Origin of the sequence: Ruegeria sp. (genome assembly GCF_040830605.1) — a bacterium.
Taxonomy (GTDB): Bacteria; Pseudomonadota; Alphaproteobacteria; order Rhodobacterales; family Rhodobacteraceae; genus Ruegeria.
In genome coordinates, this window is record NZ_JBFOMD010000002.1 from 65012 (window position 1) to 80979 (window position 15968).

Annotated in this window: 14 protein-coding genes; all 14 read left to right on the forward strand. The window is 61.8% G+C overall.

Translation table 11 applies throughout. The features are described 5' to 3' along the window. The first annotated feature begins 79 nt into the window (after positions 1-79). Positions 80-1009, forward strand: coding sequence for a LysR substrate-binding domain-containing protein (locus tag AB3N21_RS03935; RefSeq protein ID WP_367933977.1), 930 nt, complete (start codon positions 80-82; stop codon positions 1007-1009). A gap of 896 nt (positions 1010-1905) precedes the next feature. Continuing rightward, the gene (locus AB3N21_RS03940; RefSeq protein WP_367933978.1) at positions 1906-2940 is read left to right on the forward strand and encodes a cupin domain-containing protein; all 1035 of its coding nucleotides are present in this window, start codon (positions 1906-1908) and stop codon (positions 2938-2940) included. Next, positions 2937-3635 (forward strand): fumarylacetoacetate hydrolase family protein, encoded by a 699-nt coding sequence (locus tag AB3N21_RS03945; RefSeq protein WP_367933979.1) that lies wholly within the window; start codon positions 2937-2939, stop codon positions 3633-3635. The genes AB3N21_RS03940 and AB3N21_RS03945 overlap by 4 nt, the downstream gene beginning before the upstream one ends. A 3-nt stretch (positions 3636-3638) precedes the next feature. After that, complete coding sequence (locus AB3N21_RS03950; RefSeq protein WP_367933980.1) at positions 3639-4832, forward strand: 3-hydroxybenzoate 6-monooxygenase; 1194 nt, start codon at positions 3639-3641, stop codon at positions 4830-4832. A gap of 83 nt (positions 4833-4915) precedes the next feature. After that, on the forward strand, positions 4916-5962 hold the full coding sequence (locus AB3N21_RS03955) for a TRAP transporter substrate-binding protein (protein ID WP_367933981.1): 1047 nt from the start codon (positions 4916-4918) through the stop codon (positions 5960-5962). Positions 5963-6030: 68 nt separating this feature from the next. After that, positions 6031-6615 (forward strand): TRAP transporter small permease, encoded by a 585-nt coding sequence (locus tag AB3N21_RS03960; RefSeq protein ID WP_367933982.1) that lies wholly within the window; start codon positions 6031-6033, stop codon positions 6613-6615. After that, complete coding sequence (locus AB3N21_RS03965) at positions 6612-8111, forward strand: TRAP transporter large permease (RefSeq protein WP_367933983.1); 1500 nt, start codon at positions 6612-6614, stop codon at positions 8109-8111. Before AB3N21_RS03960 ends, AB3N21_RS03965 begins: the two co-directional genes overlap by 4 nt. A gap of 188 nt (positions 8112-8299) precedes the next feature. Further along, complete coding sequence (locus AB3N21_RS03970; RefSeq protein ID WP_367933984.1) at positions 8300-9832, forward strand: benzoate-CoA ligase family protein; 1533 nt, start codon at positions 8300-8302, stop codon at positions 9830-9832. Continuing rightward, positions 9829-10647 (forward strand): alpha/beta fold hydrolase, encoded by an 819-nt coding sequence (locus AB3N21_RS03975; RefSeq protein WP_367933985.1) that lies wholly within the window; start codon positions 9829-9831, stop codon positions 10645-10647. Before AB3N21_RS03970 ends, AB3N21_RS03975 begins: the two co-directional genes overlap by 4 nt. A gap of 102 nt (positions 10648-10749) precedes the next feature. Next, positions 10750-11091 (forward strand): DUF309 domain-containing protein, encoded by a 342-nt coding sequence (locus AB3N21_RS03980; RefSeq protein WP_367933986.1) that lies wholly within the window; start codon positions 10750-10752, stop codon positions 11089-11091. A 159-nt stretch (positions 11092-11250) separates the two neighbouring features. Beyond that, a complete protein-coding gene (gene boxC / locus AB3N21_RS03985; RefSeq protein WP_367933987.1) occupies positions 11251-12912 on the forward strand; it encodes a 2,3-epoxybenzoyl-CoA dihydrolase in 1662 nt (553 codons plus the stop codon). A gap of 47 nt (positions 12913-12959) precedes the next feature. Further along, positions 12960-14411, forward strand: a complete 1452-nt coding sequence (gene boxB, locus AB3N21_RS03990; protein ID WP_367933988.1) for a benzoyl-CoA 2,3-epoxidase subunit BoxB — start codon at positions 12960-12962, stop codon at positions 14409-14411. Positions 14412-14529: 118 nt separating this feature from the next. After that, positions 14530-14706: a hypothetical protein gene (locus AB3N21_RS03995; RefSeq protein WP_367933989.1), complete on the forward strand. Its 177-nt coding sequence runs from the start codon at positions 14530-14532 to the stop codon at positions 14704-14706. Next, positions 14703-15887, forward strand: coding sequence for a benzoyl-CoA 2,3-epoxidase subunit BoxA (boxA, locus tag AB3N21_RS04000; RefSeq protein WP_367933990.1), 1185 nt, complete (start codon positions 14703-14705; stop codon positions 15885-15887). The genes AB3N21_RS03995 and boxA overlap by 4 nt, the downstream gene beginning before the upstream one ends. The last annotated feature ends 81 nt before the right edge of the window (positions 15888-15968 follow it).

The window sequence follows — 15968 nt, forward strand, 5'->3', positions numbered from 1 at the left end:
CCTTGGCACTCTCGGCGTAGTCCAGATTCCCACCCAGACACTCTTGCCGCCAGATCGTTGGTTTGGATAGATATCGCCTATGCGAGATATCTGGAAACTGCTGCACTCACCGCGCAACCTGATCATTTTCGAGGCGGCGGCCCGGTCGAAATCCTTCACCCGCGCGGCGGAAGAATTGAGCATCCAGCAACCCTCGGTCAGCGCGGCGATCAAGCAGCTTGAGTCGGCGCTCGGCGTGCATCTCTTCGTCCGGCGTCATCGCAGCGTAACCCTGACCGAGGCGGGGCAGAGACTGTTTGCAACGGCTTCGCGCGCGCTCAACGATATCGAACATTGTGCCGCCGAGATCAGGCACACACCGAAGGATCGGCATGTCACGCTCAACTCTTCGACGGCGTTCTCCTATTACTGGATGATGCCGCGAGTTCATGATCTGCGTCAGAAACACCCCGATATCGACCTGCGCATGCAGATCAGCGATCGTGAGCCGGATCTGGACGAAGAAAACATCAGCCTTGCCATTCGTCTGGGCGATGGCAACTGGCCCGGCTATGACGCGGCCCTGATCGCGAATGAGGTGATTTATCCCGTCGCCAGCCCGCAGGTCATGCACAGCGCGCGCAATCTACGCTCGGTTCCCAATCTGCTGCACGAACGCCTGATCCATCTTGAGGAACCCATTCGCGCCCGCCCCAGTTGGCGCCAGTGGTTCGAACATCACGGGATCACCAATTCCGAAGTCTCCGCCGGCCTCAAACTGAACGACTATGCGCTGGTGCTGCAGGCGGCAATGAATGGGGAAGGATTCTCATTCGGCTGGCACCACGTCGTGTGCAGCCTGATCGCCAAGGGACAGCTGGCGGCGCGAAAGGAATGGGCCTGGCGGACCGGAAAGGGGTTCTACCTGGTCTGGTCGAAGACCCGGGTGCTGTCCGAAGACGCGGTCAGCGTGCGCGAATGGGTACTGGATCAGGCCCGAACGGATCGTGAGACCGACGATTTCATCTGATCGTGTTCAGTTTTGGGTAGTGTTAGCCCCGCCGGAGAGGAGGGGGTTCTCTCCGGCGGGATGACCAGGCCGGAAAAAGTCATTTTGCCTGGCCTGTGATCGGTCTTCCGGGGTACTTTCCGGCGTGCCGACCTCAACTTCAGAGTGCGTGCGGAGCCGTTAATTCGACCCGATTGCAGACCAGAGAAAACCAGGGGGACGGCTCTCTGATCGGTGCGCCCTGAAGCGTCCTTGCGCTGATACGATTGCGATCAGCGATGTTCAATTCGGTCACAAAGATACATTTTGCAAGTAGGTTTTCTTGCCCGCGTCCCAACCTCGGTGAACGGGATACACGGACGGGGAACTTGCGATTGTCGGGACGTGACGCATCGGTTCGCTTGTGACGACGATCCGTAGCACTTTTTTTGCCACACCCACACCTGATTACTCTAGTGCGATTGAGCCCCGGGCCAACTCGAGGGCCGGATGAGGTGCCTGCCGCAGCACGCAAAACTGAAGGGCGCTTTCCGCCCTGGCCGGAAAAACGACGTTGTTCTGACTGAGATATGATTATCCCACGTGTCACGTTGTGCAGCCCCATCAAATGCCGAGGCAACCCGAATACCGTGAATGCGGACGCGCCCCCGATGCCATTTGGCGAGCAGCAGGCCGGTTAACGCAAGTATCAAATTGTGAAAGGGGCATTTGCCACGAATACTGCGCAAAAACGCGCCGATACAATCTTTGGTTGTCGGCGGAAAGCAGCGCGTACCGCCTGCAATGAGGCCGAAGGGAATTTTTCCCTTGCGGGGAACCGATTCTCTAACCCGCTGTCTCGCAGTGTTTTCCCCTGCTTGCCTAAGCGGTTTCGGCACCTAAGATGGTCAAACCGGAGGGAGTGTTTGGGAGGGGGCATGAGCGAAGAACTCGGAACGCTGGAGGACTTGCCGCAGGATTATCGCGACGAAATGGACCGCGCCGGGGTGGCACCGCTCTGGCCGATGATGCGAAACGTGCTGCCGCACGGCGCGCCGCAGCCAGTGACGCGGCCCGGCCATTGGACCTATGGCGCGCTCCGCCCGCTGCTGCTGCGTGCAGGTGAGCTGACGCCGGTGGAAAAGGCCGAACGCCGGGTTCTGGTGCTGTCGGACCCGGGTCGCGGGGTCGGGGCGATGCAGACGACCTCGACCATCTATCTGGGGATACAGTTGCTCTTGCCGGGCGAAAGCGCGCCTGCTCATCGTCATACGCCATCCGCCGTGCGGATTGTTGTCGAAGGGACGGGCGGCTATACCGTGGTCGATGGTGAGCGGCTGCCGATGGAAGAGGGCGATCTGGTTCTGACCCCGTGCGGCGAGTGGCACGATCACGGCCATGACGGGGATGAACCGGTCATCTGGCTCGATGCGCTGGACCTGCCGCTGTTTGTGTATCTCGAAGGCTCTTATGCCATCGAGGGTGAGCTGCAGGCGCAGCGCAACCGTCCCGACGCAAGTCAGGTCGAATACCGGGCGGCGGGTCTCGCGCCCACCCGACGGCCCGGTCAGCGCCCCCGCCGCTATCCGATGTTGCGCTATCCATGGACCCGGACAGAAGCCGCGTTGCGCCAGGTGACGATCTATGGTGAGGGTGTGGCTGAGCTGGATTACATCAACCCGGAAACCGGCGAGGATGTGCTGCCCGCGCTGGGCTTTACCGCGATGATGCTGCAAGCTGGGCAGACCCACGCACCACCATTGCGTTCGTCCTCTTTTGCCTTCCACGTGGTGCGGGGCGAGGGTGAGACAGTTGTAAACGGCAAGGTGATCCAATGGGGGCCGAAGGACACGTTCACGGCGCCGGTCTTTGCGGACATTTCTCACAGCGCGGGCACAGAGGCTTTTCTGATCCGCATTCACGACCGCCCACTGCAGGACAAGCTGGGCTATTACGAGGAGCGCCCGCGATGAGCGACAGCCTGTTCACCCTCCCCCCGATCCCCGGCATTCCGGTCAGGGGCGAGGACGCGACCTATCCCATCAGCCGGATCTTCTGCGTGGGCCGGAACTATGCCGCCCATGCCGCCGAGATGGGGCACGAGGTGGATCGTGAGGCGCCGTTCTACTTCACCAAATCCGCCGCCAACGCGATACTGACCGGGGCCGAGGTGCCTTATCCGCCCGGCACGGAGAACTTCCACTATGAGATGGAACTGGCGCTGGCCATCGGCAAGCCGGTGTTCAAGGCCAGCCGGGACGAAGCGTGGGGGGCCGTTTACGCTTATGGCTGCGCGCTGGACATGACTCGGCGCGATCTGCAGATTCGCGAGCGCAACAAGCAGCGCCCCTGGGACCTGGGCAAGGACGTCGAAAACGCCGCCGTCTTTGCTCCGTTGACCAAGGCCGGGGATTGGTCGCCCGAAGACGACAAGCGCATTCATCTGGAGGTGAGTGGTGAGGTCAAACAGGACGCGACGCTGTCGGAGCTGATCTGGAAAATCGACGAGATCGTCAGCCACCTGTCCGGCTTCTACCACCTGCGCCCCGGCGATCTGATTATGACCGGCACGCCCGCCGGAGTTGGTCCGGTGGAACCGAGCGATGTCATCACCGGCGCGGTCGAGGGGCTCGACCCCATCCAGCTGACCCTGACGGCGCCCGAGTAACCCATGAGCGCCGACCGCATCCTGATCGCGGGCGGCGGGATCGGAGGTCTCGCCACCGCCATTGGTCTTGCCCGACAAGGACAGCAGGTGCTGGTGTTGGAGAAGGCGGCTGAGTTCGGAGAGATCGGAGCAGGCATCCAGCTGGGCCCCAACGCCTTTCATGCCTTTGACTATCTGGGTGTCGGCGATGCCGCGCGGGGGATGGCTGTTTATATCGACAACCTGCGTCTGATGGATGCGCTGAGCGGTGAAGAAATCACTCGTATCCCGCTGGGCGACGCCTTCCGCACGCGCATGGGCAACCCTTATGCGGTGGTGCATCGAGGCGAGCTGCATGGGATCTTTCTGAAAGCCTGCCGCGACCACCCGCTGATAGACCTGCGCACCAACAGCGCAGTTCACAACTACGCGCAGGACGGCACACAGGTCACCGTGATCCTGCAGGATGGCTCGCGGGTCGATGGTGCCGCGCTGATCGGCGCGGATGGGCTCTGGTCGCGGGTGCGCAGGCAGATGCTGAACGATGATCCGCCGCGCGTCTCGGGCCATACAACCTACCGCTCGGTGATCCCGGTCGAGGATATGCCCGAGGACTTGCGCTGGAACGCCGCCACCCTCTGGGCCGGACCGAAATGCCATATCGTGCACTATCCACTGTCAGGCTGGAAAAGCTTCAACCTCGTAGTGACCTATCACAACGACGCGCCCGAACCGGTGGCTGGCCAGCCCGTTGGCCATGACGAGGTGCGTCGCGGGTTCGAACATGTCAGCCCCGTCGCCCGGCAGTTGATCGACAAGGGCAAGGACTGGAAGCTCTGGGTGCTCTGCGACCGCGACCCGGTGATGCGCTGGATCGATGGGCGGGTGGCGCTGCTGGGGGATGCGGCCCATCCGATGCTGCAATATTTCGCCCAAGGCGCCTGCATGGCGATGGAGGATGCGGTCTGCCTGTCAGATTTGTTCCGCGACAGCGGCGACATCGAGACTATCCTTCGGACCTTTCAGGAAAAACGCCGCTTGCGTACCGCACGGGTTCAGTTGCAGTCTCGGGAGATCGGAGACCATATCTATCATCCCGACGGGGCCCATGCGGCGCTCAGGAACGCGATCATGAGCGCCAGAACCCCCGCGCAATGGTACGATGCGGTCGAATGGCTGTATGGCAGCACCGGGTTGGAGGGCCGGGTGGGCGCCTGACACGAAGATATGAGCAATATATTGCAAAGCTGCATGCAATTGGCATTATATTGCCGGAAATGAGGGGTCAAAGGGAGGATGACATGACCTATCGCAGAACGCTTCTGGGCGTGATCGGCGGCGCGGCGGTTGCCGCGCTGGCCACGGGGTTTAGCGCCGGATCGGCGCTGGCGCAGGAGGTCACGCTGAAACTCCACCAGTTCCTGCCGGCGCAGGCCAATGTGCCGAAGCTGGTGCTGGATGTCTGGGCGGACAATGTGGAAAAGGACTCGGATGGGCGGATCAAGGTCGAGCGCTACCCCTCGATGCAGCTGGGCGGCAAGCCACCGGAACTGATCGATCAGGCCATCGACGGCGTGGCCGATGTGGTCTGGACCGTGGTGGGCTATACGCCGGGACGTTTTCCCAGCACCGAGGTGTTCGAACTGCCCTTCATGATGACCGACGCCCGCGCGGTCAGCCGCGCCTATTGGGAGATGTTCGAAAAACACATGAAGGATGATGAGTTCAAGGACGTCCACATCCTTGGCACCTGGGTGCACGGCCCTGGCATGATCCATACCGCCGACCCGGTGGAAAGCCCCCAGGACCTGCAGGGCATGAAGATCCGCGGCGGCTCGCGCTCGGTCAACGCGCTGCTGACCAAGCTAGGCGCGACCCCGGTCGGCATGCCGGTGCCGGCGGTGCCCGAGGGCCTGTCTAAGGGTGTCATCGACGGCACCACCATCCCGTGGGAGGTGACGACGGCGCTGAAAGTACCCGAGTTGGTCGAGAACCATACCGAGTTCGAAGGCCGCGCGCTTTACACGCTGACTTTCGTGCTGGCGATGAACAAGGCCAAGTATGACAGCCTGCCGGACGACCTGAAAAAGGTGGTCGATGACAATTCGGGGCTGGAATTCTCGGTCTTTGCCGGTGGCACGCAGGCCGATGCCGACGGCCCGGCCCGCGTGGTGGCCGAGGATCTGGGCAACAACATCATCACCATCGACGAAGCAGGTGTCGAGGAATGGCGCGCGCTGGCGCAGCCGATCTACGACGAGTGGGTCGCCGACATGAACGCCAAGGGCAAGGACGGTCAGGCCCTTCTGGAAGAGGCACGCGCACTGATCGAGGAATACTCGCAATAACTGCACCGGGTCATGGCGGGCCTCTGCCATGACCCCAATAAAGACCCCGGGGAACGGATTGAGGACCGATGCATAAACTGATGATGGGGTTGGCCAGAACGCTGGCCATCATCGGCGGGATCGTCCTGAGCGCCCTGATCCTGCTGACTTGCGTGTCCATTCTGGGCCGCCTGCTGAACGGGGTCTTTCACAGCGACTTCATGGAGAGTATAGCCCCCGGCTTTTCCCGCTGGGCCATCAGCATGGGCGTCGGGCCGGTCAACGGTGACTTTGAACTGGTCGAGGCCGGGGTGGCCTTTGCCATCTTCTGCTTTCTGCCGCTCTGTCAGATCACTGCCGGGCATGCCTCGGTCGATATCCTGACCAACAGCTTTCCCAAGGGCGTGAACCGCTTCCTGCGCATGGTGATCGAGATCGTCTTTGCCGCCGTCCTCATCCTGATCGCATGGAAGCTGTTCGATGGCATGATCAGCAAGCGGCAATACGGCGAGACCACCTTTCTGCTGCAATTCCCCATCTGGTGGGCCTACGCGCTAAGCTTTGTGGCCTCGCTCGCGGCGGCCGTCGTGGGCCTCTACATGGCCGGGGTCCGAATCTATGAGTTCTTTACTGGCCGCATCCTGGTTTGGGACGGCATGGAGGCAGGCCATTGACCGCGCTTGAGATCGGGATTGCGTCCTTTCCCGCCCTGATGGCCCTGATCTTTCTGAGGGTGCCTATCGGGCTGGCGATGTTCCTTGTCGGGCTTGTCGGCCTCGTATGGGTGACGGACGGCACGCAGGTCGCCTTTGCGCGGCTCAAGAACGAGACTTATACGACCTTTTCCAGCTATTCGCTGACCATCGTGCCGATGTTCCTTTTGATGGGGCATTTCGCGACGCTGGGCGGCATGTCGAACGCGCTGTTCAAGGCCGCAGAGGGCTGGCTGGGCCACAAACGTGGCGGCGTGGCCATGGCCTCGATCGGGGCCTGCGCCGGGTTCGGGGCGATATGCGGCTCCTCACTGGCGACTGCGGCCACCATGGGCCGTGTGGCACTGCCCGAACTGAAGCAATACGGATATGCAGGCGGGTTTTCGACCGCGACACTGGCGGCGGGCGGCACGCTCGGTATCCTGATCCCGCCCTCGGTTGTGCTGGTGATCTACGCGATCCTGACCGAGCAGAACATCGCCAAATTGTTCCTCGCCGCCTTCATCCCCGGCATTCTGGCGGCGGTGGGTTATGTCATCGCGATCTCGATCTATGTCCGCCTCTATCCCGAAAGCGCCGGCACGCGGCCCCCGGTACCTTACGCGGAACGCTTCGCCGCGCTGCTGCAGGTCTGGCCGGTGCTGTTGGTCTTCAGCCTTGTGGTGGGCGGAATCTATCTGGGCTGGTTCACCCCTACCGAAGGCGCAGCGGTGGGCGCGTTCGGCACTGGCGTCATCGCCTTTTTCAACGGCGGCCTGACCCGCGCCACGCTGGCGGACAGTTTCATCGTCACCGCGCGCTCAACCGCGATGATCTTTTTCATCGTGCTGGGTGCCGGTTTCTACAACGGCTTCCTCGCCCTGACCCAGGTACCGCAGGAACTATCGAACTATGTCGTCAGCCAGGGCTTTTCGCCGTGGGTGGTGCTGGCGCTGATCCTGTGTTTCTACCTCATCTTTGGCTGCCTGATGGACAGCCTTTCGATGATCCTGCTGACCATCCCGATCTTCTTTCCGGTGATCTCGGCGATGGATTTCAACCTGATCTCACTGACCGCCATGCAGGCCGAGGCGGCGATGGACGTGCTGAACAGCGGCGTTCCCGAAGGCATGGGGGCCGAGATGCTGGCCTCGATCCAAGAGGCCATCGCCACCGGCACCGAACTCACCCGCGAGCAGATGAAGGAACTGGGCATCCGCGTCACCCGCGGCATGGCCAACCGCATCGAGGCCGAGCATGTTGCCATCTGGTTCGGCATCCTCGTCCTGATTGTGGTCGAGGTCGGGCTGATCACACCACCGGTTGGCATGAACCTGTTCATCATCAACGCCATGGACCGCTCGACCCGCATGATCGAGACCTACAAGGCCGTGCTGTTCTTCGTGGCCTCGGACATCATCAGGGTCATCATCCTTGTCGCCTTTCCGGCCATTACGCTGTTCCTGCTGCCAGGCTGAGACCTGCCGGTTCCGCTTCAGGGTCCGTTTTATGCAGTAAGTTGCATGATAATGCTTTCGTGATTAGCAATATCTTGCATAAATGAGCCTGAAATGCATTATGTGCGCCGCAGGGGAGAGGCGCGCGCGGGATGGCCTTCGGGCCGCCTGCGCGCTGCCCCCGGCCAATCACGCGGGGAGGTGACAGGATGAGCGGAAACGCCGCGCATTATTTCGTGGACCGGCATGTGGGCGAGGGACGCGGCCACCGGCGTGCGTTCCGCGAAGCCGCCGGGCGGAAACGGGTGCTGACCTATCGCGAGCTTGCCGAAACCTCTGCGTGCGTCGCCGACGCCCTGACCCGCGCCGGAGTGCAAAGAGAGGCGCGCGCGGCCATGCTGGTGCTGGACCAGATCGAGTTTCCGCAGATCTTCTGGGGCTGCCTCAAGGCGGGCGTGGTGCCGGTGCCGATCAACACCCTGCTCGCCGCACCGGTCTACGAGGTGATCCTGAACGACAGCCGCGCCACCTGCCTGTTCGTGTCCGAAGAGCTCTGGCCGGTAGTGCAGCCCGCCGCCGAAGCCTCACAGCATCTGACCCGCATCGTGGTGATCGGCAGCGCCGCGGACGGCACGCAGAGCTTTGACGTCTTCATGACCGACGCGACCCCCGCCGAGGCTGTCGACACCTCAGAAGATGACGTGGCCTTCTGGCTCTATTCCTCGGGCTCCACCGGGCAGCCCAAGGGCGTGCGCCATGTGCACGGTAGTCTCAAGGCCACCGCAGATACCTACGGCGCGCAGGTGTTGCAGATCCAGCCCGACGACGTGGTGTTCTCTGCCGCCAAACTGTTCTTTGCCTATGGACTCGGCAACGCCATGACCTTTCCCATGTCGGTCGGCGCCGAGGCGATCCTGTTCAACGGCAGGCCCACTCCGGGCGCTGCCATCGACATCATCGCCACCGAAAAACCCACTGTGTTCTGCGGGGTGCCGACGCTCTACGCCGCCACCGTTGCTCAACTCGAACAGCAGGGCGTGCCGGATGTGCCCCTGCGCCGCTGCATCTCGGCGGGCGAGGCGCTGCCGGAAGAGATCGGACGGTCGTGGCAGCGATTGTGGGGCGTGGATATCCTGGACGGTGTCGGCTCGACCGAGATGCTGCACATCTTCCTTTCGAACGCGCCTGACGATGTGGCCTATGGCACCTCGGGCCGCCCGGTTCCGGGTTACGAGGTGCGGCTGGTCGATGAGCACGGCGCCGATGTGGATACCGGCAGCTTGGGTGAGATGCTGGTGCGCGGCGCCTCGGCAGCGGATGGGTATTGGAACAAACGCGACAAAAGCCGCGCTACGTTCGAAGGCGAATGGACCCGTACCGGCGACAAATACGAACAGACCGAAGACGGTCGCTATGTCTATTGCGGGCGCACGGACGACATGTTCAAGGTCTCGGGCATCTGGGTCTCGCCCTTTGAGGTCGAACAGGCGCTGGTCTCACACCCGGCGGTGCTTGAGGCAGCGGTGGTCGCCAACCGCGATGGCGACGGGCTGGAAAAACCCCGGGCCTATATCGTGCTGAAACAGGATGAGGCGGACGGGCTGGCCGATGAACTGAGAGAGTTCGTCAAGGACAAGGTCGGCAAGTGGAAATACCCGCGCTGGATCGATTTCGTCGAAGACCTGCCCAAGACCGCCACCGGCAAGATCCAGCGCTTCAAGCTGCGGGAGGGAGCGCAATGATCGACTGGAGTCTGACCCCGGTGCACCCGCTCGACGTGAACGAGGTGGCACTGGAATATGCCTGCCATGGCCCTCCGCCCTCACAGGCCCCAACGATCGTGTTGCTGCATGAGGGGCTGGGCTGTGTCGCGCTCTGGCGGGATTTTCCGGAAAAACTCTCCGCCCGCACCGGGCTGGGCGTGCTGGTCTATTCCCGGCAGGGCTATGGCCAGTCCGACTCCGCGACCCTGCCCCGCCCGCTGGATTTCCAGACCCGCGAGGCGCTGGATGTGCTGCCGCATGTTCTGGCTCAGGCCGGGATCGAGCGCTGCATCCTGTTCGGCCATTCCGACGGAGCCACCATTGCGGCGATCTATGCGGGTAGCGTCGAGGATCACCGGGTACGCGGCCTGATCCTGATGGCGCCGCATTTCTTCACCGAAGAGATGGGGCTGGCCGAGATCGCACGGGCGCGCGACGCCTTCGAGACCACCGATATGCGGGAGAAGCTGGCCAGATACCACCGTAACCCCGAGAACGCCTTTCGCGGCTGGAGCGACGTCTGGCTCGATCCCGGTTTCAAAGACTGGAACGTGGCCGAGGTGATCGACTACCTGCGCGTGCCGGTTCTCACCATTCAGGGGCGGGGCGATCAATACGGCACGCTCGCCCAGATTGAAGAGATCGAAACCCGCACCTATTGCCCGGTCGATACGGTCATTCTCGACTGTCAGCATGCTCCGCATGTTGAGGCGCCCGAGGCCACGCTGGATGCGGTGGCCGACTATTGCGCCCGGCTGCAGCGGATCGAGGCCGCCGAGGTCATCCCGGCCTAATCCATGGGTGTTCTTCTGCCTCCTCACGCCTACACGCCCGGGCAAACGCCCCGGCATCCCGATCATGCTTTCGATGCCCTCCGCGGCACCGCCCAGCCCGGCATGAGCGTCCGCGCACTGGCCGCTTCCGATGCCTGGCAAGCCGGGTGGGTGTTTTTCGATCAGGGCTTTTTCTGGGAGGCGCATGAAGCGTGGGAACCGGTCTGGATGAGCCTGCCACCGAACTCGGCTGAGCGGCATCTTGTGCGGGCGGTGATCCAGTTTGCCAACGCCCGGCTCAAAGAGCGGATGCAGCGCCCACGCGCTGCGAGGCGCCTGTGCGAGCTGACGCGGGAATGTCTGGCTGCGTGCGGGGCAGAGGATGAGGTGATGAGCGTTTCGCTGAGCGATTTGTTGGCGCAGTTGGGCGCTCTGGAACGGCGACTCGCCGATGGTGCATCATAGTGCATACTTTGACGCCATGTGAATGGCACATTTTTGATTAATGTTTGCAACATGTTGAAAGAAAGCGAAAGTGTGTGTGCATTATTTTGCGTAATCCGCCTTGCCGCCCCTGTAGTTGCGCACTAAAATGCCTCTCAACGTCAACCCGCGGAGTCCGGAATGCCTCAACGCATCGACTTTCAGACCGACCCCTCGAAATACCGTCACTGGCGGGTCGAGTATGATGGCGAGATCGCTAATCTCTTCATGGATGTGGAGGAAAAGGGCGGGCTGTTTCCGGGCTATGAGCTGAAGCTGAACTCCTATGACCTTGGTGTCGATATCGAGCTGGCGGATGTGGTCCAGCGGATGCGGTTCGAGCACCCCGAAGTCAAGGTGGTGGTGGTGCAATCGGCCAAGGATCGGGTGTTTTGCGCCGGGGCCAATATCCGGATGCTTGGCGGCGCAAGCCACGCGCACAAGGTGAATTTCTGCAAGTTCACCAACGAGACCCGCAATACCTATGAGGCGGCCGAGGCGGATTCCGGCCAGAAATACATCGCCGCCATCAAGGGCTCTTGCGCAGGTGGCGGGTATGAGCTGGCACTCGCCTGCAACCATATCATTCTGACCAATGACAGTACGTCCTCGGTGGCCCTGCCCGAGGTGCCTTTACTGGCCGTGCTGCCCGGCACTGGTGGGCTGACCCGGGTCACTGACAAACGCAAGGTGCGGCGCGATCTGGCGGATGTGTTCTGTTCGGTCGAGGAAGGTGTACGCGGCCAGCGCGCAGTGGACTGGAAGCTGGTCGATGAGATCGCGCCCAATTCGAAATTCGACGAGGTGGTGCAGGAGCGCGCCCGCGCCTTTGCCGATACCTCGGCTAAGCCTTCGAAGTTGCAAGGGATCGAATTGACGCCCCTGACCCGCAGCTTTGGCGAAGATGGGTCCGTCATCTATTCCACCGTAGAGGTTGGGATCGACCGCGACGGCGGTCGCGCGACAGTCACTATCAAGGGCCCCGATGAAGACGCCCCAGCGGATACGGAAACCTTGCAGGCACAGGGCGCGGACAGCTGGATGCTGCGACTGGCGCGGGAACTGGATGACGCCATCCTGCATTTGCGCCTGAACGAGCGTGAAACAGGGCTGATCGTGTTCCACACCCAGGGCGATCCCGGGCGCGTGCTGGCCCATGAGAAACTGCTGCTCGACAACCGCGATCACTGGCTGGCGAACGAGATCCTGCACTACTGGAAACGGGTGCTGAAACGTATCGACATGACCTCGCGCAGTCTTGTAGCGCTGGTCGAGCATGGGTCGTGCTACGCGGGCGTTCTGGCTGAACTGCTCTGGGCCGCGGACCGGTCCTATATGATGCTGGAGGAGTTTGAGGGCGACAACCGCCCGCTCGCCGCCATCACCCTGAGCGAGGCCAATTTCGGCGCCTATCCGATGAGCAACGATCTGAGCCGCCTCGCCACCCGGTTCTGGGCGGATACGGGTGAGGCCGACAAGCTGCGGGACCACATCGGCGAGGCCATCGAGGCGGATGAGGCCGAGGAGCTCGGGCTGATCACCTATGCCTTTGACGATATCGACTGGGAGGATGAGGTGCGCATCTTCCTCGAAGAGCGCGCCAGTTTCTCGCCCGACGCGATGACGGGGATGGAGGCGAACCTGCGCTTTGTGGGCCCTGAGACGATGGAAACCCGTATCTTTGGCCGCCTGACCGCCTGGCAGAACTGGATCTTTCAGCGCCCCAACGCGATGGGCGAAGAGGGCGCGTTGCAACGCTACGGCAGCGGTGTGCGCGGGAAATACGACATGGAACGTGTGTAAGGCGGTAGGATGGGGTTTCGCCCCATCAGCCGCGGGGAAGGAATGAGATGCTCGACCTGATCAATGTAAGCTACGACACTCAGATCCCTAACAATGTGGGTCTAAGTCAGGACAAAAAGGTCCTGAAAGCGCTGGAGAAGTGGCATCCGGGCTATATCAACTGGTGGAATGACCTGATCCCGCAGAACTTTCAGGAAAGCATGGTTTACCTGCGGACGGCTGTTTCGGTCGACCCCAAGGGCTGGGCCAAGTTCGACTATGTGAAGATGCCGGAATACCGCTGGGGCGTGCTTCTGGCCCCGCAGGTCGAGGACCGGCGTATCCCATGTGGTGAGCATTACGGCGAACCCGCCTGGCAGGAGGTGCCGGGCGAGTACCGCAACATGCTCAAGCGGCTGATCGTTATTCAGGGCGATACCGAACCGGGCTCGGTTGAACAGCAGCGGTTCCTGGGCCTCACCGCGCCATCGCTTTACGACATGCGCAACCTGTTTCAGGTGAATGTCGAAGAGGGGCGGCACCTCTGGGCCATGGTCTATCTGCTGCAAAAGTATTTCGGCCGCGACGGGCGGGAAGAGGCGAATGAACTGTTGGTCCGCTCATCCGGGTCCGAGGAGGCGCCGCGCATGCTGGGCGCGTTCAACGAGGAAACGCCGGATTGGCTGTCCTTCTTCATGTTCACTTATTTCACCGACCGCGACGGCAAGATGCAGCTTGAAAGCCTCGCGCAGTCCGGGTTCGACCCGCTGTCGCGCACCTGCCGCTTCATGCTGACCGAAGAGGCGCACCACATGTTTGTCGGTGAAACCGGCGTGGGCCGCACCATTCAGGCCACTTGCGAAGCGATGAACAAGGCCGGGATCGACGACCCTTATGACATCGACAAGGTGCGCGATCTGGGGGTGATCGACCTGCCCACGATCCAGAAAAAGCTGAACCTGCATTACACCCTGTCGCTGGACCTGTTCGGCTCAGAAGTGTCGACCAACGCGGCCAACGCCTTCAACGCCGGGATCAAGGGCCGGTTCATGGAGTTGCGGCTGAAGGACGATCACAAGCTTGAAGGCGACAGCTATGTCGTCCGCACCATCAAGGATGGCGGCATCGTGGCCGAGGATGTGCCCGCCCTGACCGCCATCAACATGCGGCTGCGCGATGACTACGTTAAGGATGCGGCAGGCGGTGTCGGACGCTGGAACAAGATCATCGAAAAGCTCGGCGTCGACTACCGGATGGAACTGCCGCATGAGGGGTTCCATCGCAAGATCGGCGTTTTTGCCACTGTTAGTGTCGATCCGAACGGCAATATCCTCCGGAAAGAAGAGTGGGAGGCCAAGGTCAAGGACTGGCTGCCCACCAAGGCCGACGGGGATTTCATCCAGTCGCTGATGCAGCCCTGCTTCGAGCCCGGCAAATACGCCAGTTGGATCGCGCCACCCAAGGTGGGCATCGACAACAAGCCGGGCGATTTCGAATACGTGAAGCTGCACATGGCCTGACGAAACCGCAGGCCGGGCAACAGGCACGGAAACATTTTGTGAGCGCAAAGTGGATTGACCGACTCATGTTTTGTCCTGTTGGCTAACGCCCGGCTTGTTCAGAAGGGGATGACCCGCAATGCAGATCGACAGATCCAAAGCCGAAACGCCGCGCCTTGAGGCGCTGGCCGGTGAAGTATCCGCATTGCACGGCCCCTGTGTCGGCTGTTCAGATTGTGTCGGGCTGTATAAAGCTCTGATCGACACGCTGGTGCTGCCCGACGTGATCCTGACCAAGAAACGCGAGAGTTCATGAACCAGCCGCTCAAGCAGCACCTGATCGACCCAGAAATCTGCATTCGTTGCTACACCTGTGAGATGACCTGCCCCGAAGAGGCCATCGAGCATGACGACATGAACGTCGTGGTGGACGCATCCAAGTGCAATTATTGCATGGATTGTATCCCGGTCTGCCCGACGGGCTCCATCGACAACTGGCGGGTGGTGGCCGAGCCCTATTCGCTGGACGAGCAATACGAGTGGATGGAGTTGCCCGAGCAAGAGGATATGCCCGGGGATGACGCCGGGCTCGAAGCGCTGGATGACAGCATCGCAGCACTTCTGGCCGAGGCGCACAAGGGCGCAGGCGGCAAGGCCAAGGCGCCCGCATCGGCGTCGAAACCGACGGTCAACCTCTACACGCTGGGCAAACCCGCCGAGGCGAAGGTCACTGGCAATTTCCGCCTGACTGCCGAGGACAGCGACAGCGATGTGCGCCACATCATCCTCGACCTCGGTGCATTGCCTTTTCCGGTGCTTGAGGGGCAGAGCGTTGGCATCCTGCCACCCGGCATGGATGCGGACGGCAACCCGCACCTGCCCCGGCTCTATTCGGTCTCCAGCCCCCGCGATGGTGAGCGGCCCAATTTCAACAACCTGTCCCTGACAGTGAAGCGTGAGCCGCAAGGCCTGTGCTCGAACTATGTCTGCGATCTGAAGCCCGGCGACACGGTGCAGCTGACCGGGCCCTTTGGCGCGACGTTTCTGCTGCCATCAGACCCTAATGCGCATCTGTTGATGATCTGCACCGGCACCGGCTCGGCCCCGTTCCGCGCCTTCACCATGCGCCGGCAGCGCGAAAACCCGGCGCTGAGGGACTCGCTGACGCTGGTTTTCGGTGCGCGTAGGCCCGAGGAGCTGCCCTATTTCGGACCGCTGGGCAAAGTGCCGGACAGTTTCATGACCAAGCATTTCGCCTTTTCCCGGCAGACAGGCGAACCCAAGCGATACGTGCAGGATCGGCTGCGCGAGGAGGCGGAGACCGTGGAAAACCTGCTGCAGGATCCAAATGGCCATATCTATATCTGCGGGCTCAAGGCGATGGAGCAGGGGGTCGAAGAGGCGCTCAAAGACATTGCCCGGGGGATCGGTTTGAACTGGTCGGAACTGCGCGACAAAATGCGCGAGGACGGGCGCTACCACGTCGAAACTTATTGACCGATCACTCCGACCGAAATCCGGTGCACGATACTGCCGGACGCCCGGTAACGCATTGCGCCCTTCGCTCTGCCGTCGTAG

What these genes read in the sequence shown, in the direction of transcription:
- AB3N21_RS03955 (WP_367933981.1), top strand. Translation starts at nt 4,916, where the DNA reads ATGACCTATCGCAGAACGCTTCTGGGCGTGATCGGCGGCGCGGCGGTT.
- AB3N21_RS03970 (WP_367933984.1), top strand. Translation starts at nt 8,300, where the DNA reads ATGAGCGGAAACGCCGCGCATTATTTCGTGGACCGGCATGTGGGCGAG.
- boxB (WP_367933988.1), top strand. Translation starts at nt 12,960, where the DNA reads ATGCTCGACCTGATCAATGTAAGCTACGACACTCAGATCCCTAACAAT.
- boxA (WP_367933990.1), top strand. Translation starts at nt 14,703, where the DNA reads ATGAACCAGCCGCTCAAGCAGCACCTGATCGACCCAGAAATCTGCATT.
- AB3N21_RS03945 (WP_367933979.1), top strand. Translation starts at nt 2,937, where the DNA reads ATGAGCGACAGCCTGTTCACCCTCCCCCCGATCCCCGGCATTCCGGTC.
- AB3N21_RS03940 (WP_367933978.1), top strand. Translation starts at nt 1,906, where the DNA reads ATGAGCGAAGAACTCGGAACGCTGGAGGACTTGCCGCAGGATTATCGC.
- AB3N21_RS03975 (WP_367933985.1), top strand. Translation starts at nt 9,829, where the DNA reads ATGATCGACTGGAGTCTGACCCCGGTGCACCCGCTCGACGTGAACGAG.
- AB3N21_RS03960 (WP_367933982.1), top strand. Translation starts at nt 6,031, where the DNA reads ATGCATAAACTGATGATGGGGTTGGCCAGAACGCTGGCCATCATCGGC.
- AB3N21_RS03935 (WP_367933977.1), top strand. Translation starts at nt 80, where the DNA reads ATGCGAGATATCTGGAAACTGCTGCACTCACCGCGCAACCTGATCATT.
- AB3N21_RS03980 (WP_367933986.1), top strand. Translation starts at nt 10,750, where the DNA reads ATGAGCGTCCGCGCACTGGCCGCTTCCGATGCCTGGCAAGCCGGGTGG.
- AB3N21_RS03995 (WP_367933989.1), top strand. Translation starts at nt 14,530, where the DNA reads ATGCAGATCGACAGATCCAAAGCCGAAACGCCGCGCCTTGAGGCGCTG.
- AB3N21_RS03950 (WP_367933980.1), top strand. Translation starts at nt 3,639, where the DNA reads ATGAGCGCCGACCGCATCCTGATCGCGGGCGGCGGGATCGGAGGTCTC.
- boxC (WP_367933987.1), top strand. Translation starts at nt 11,251, where the DNA reads ATGCCTCAACGCATCGACTTTCAGACCGACCCCTCGAAATACCGTCAC.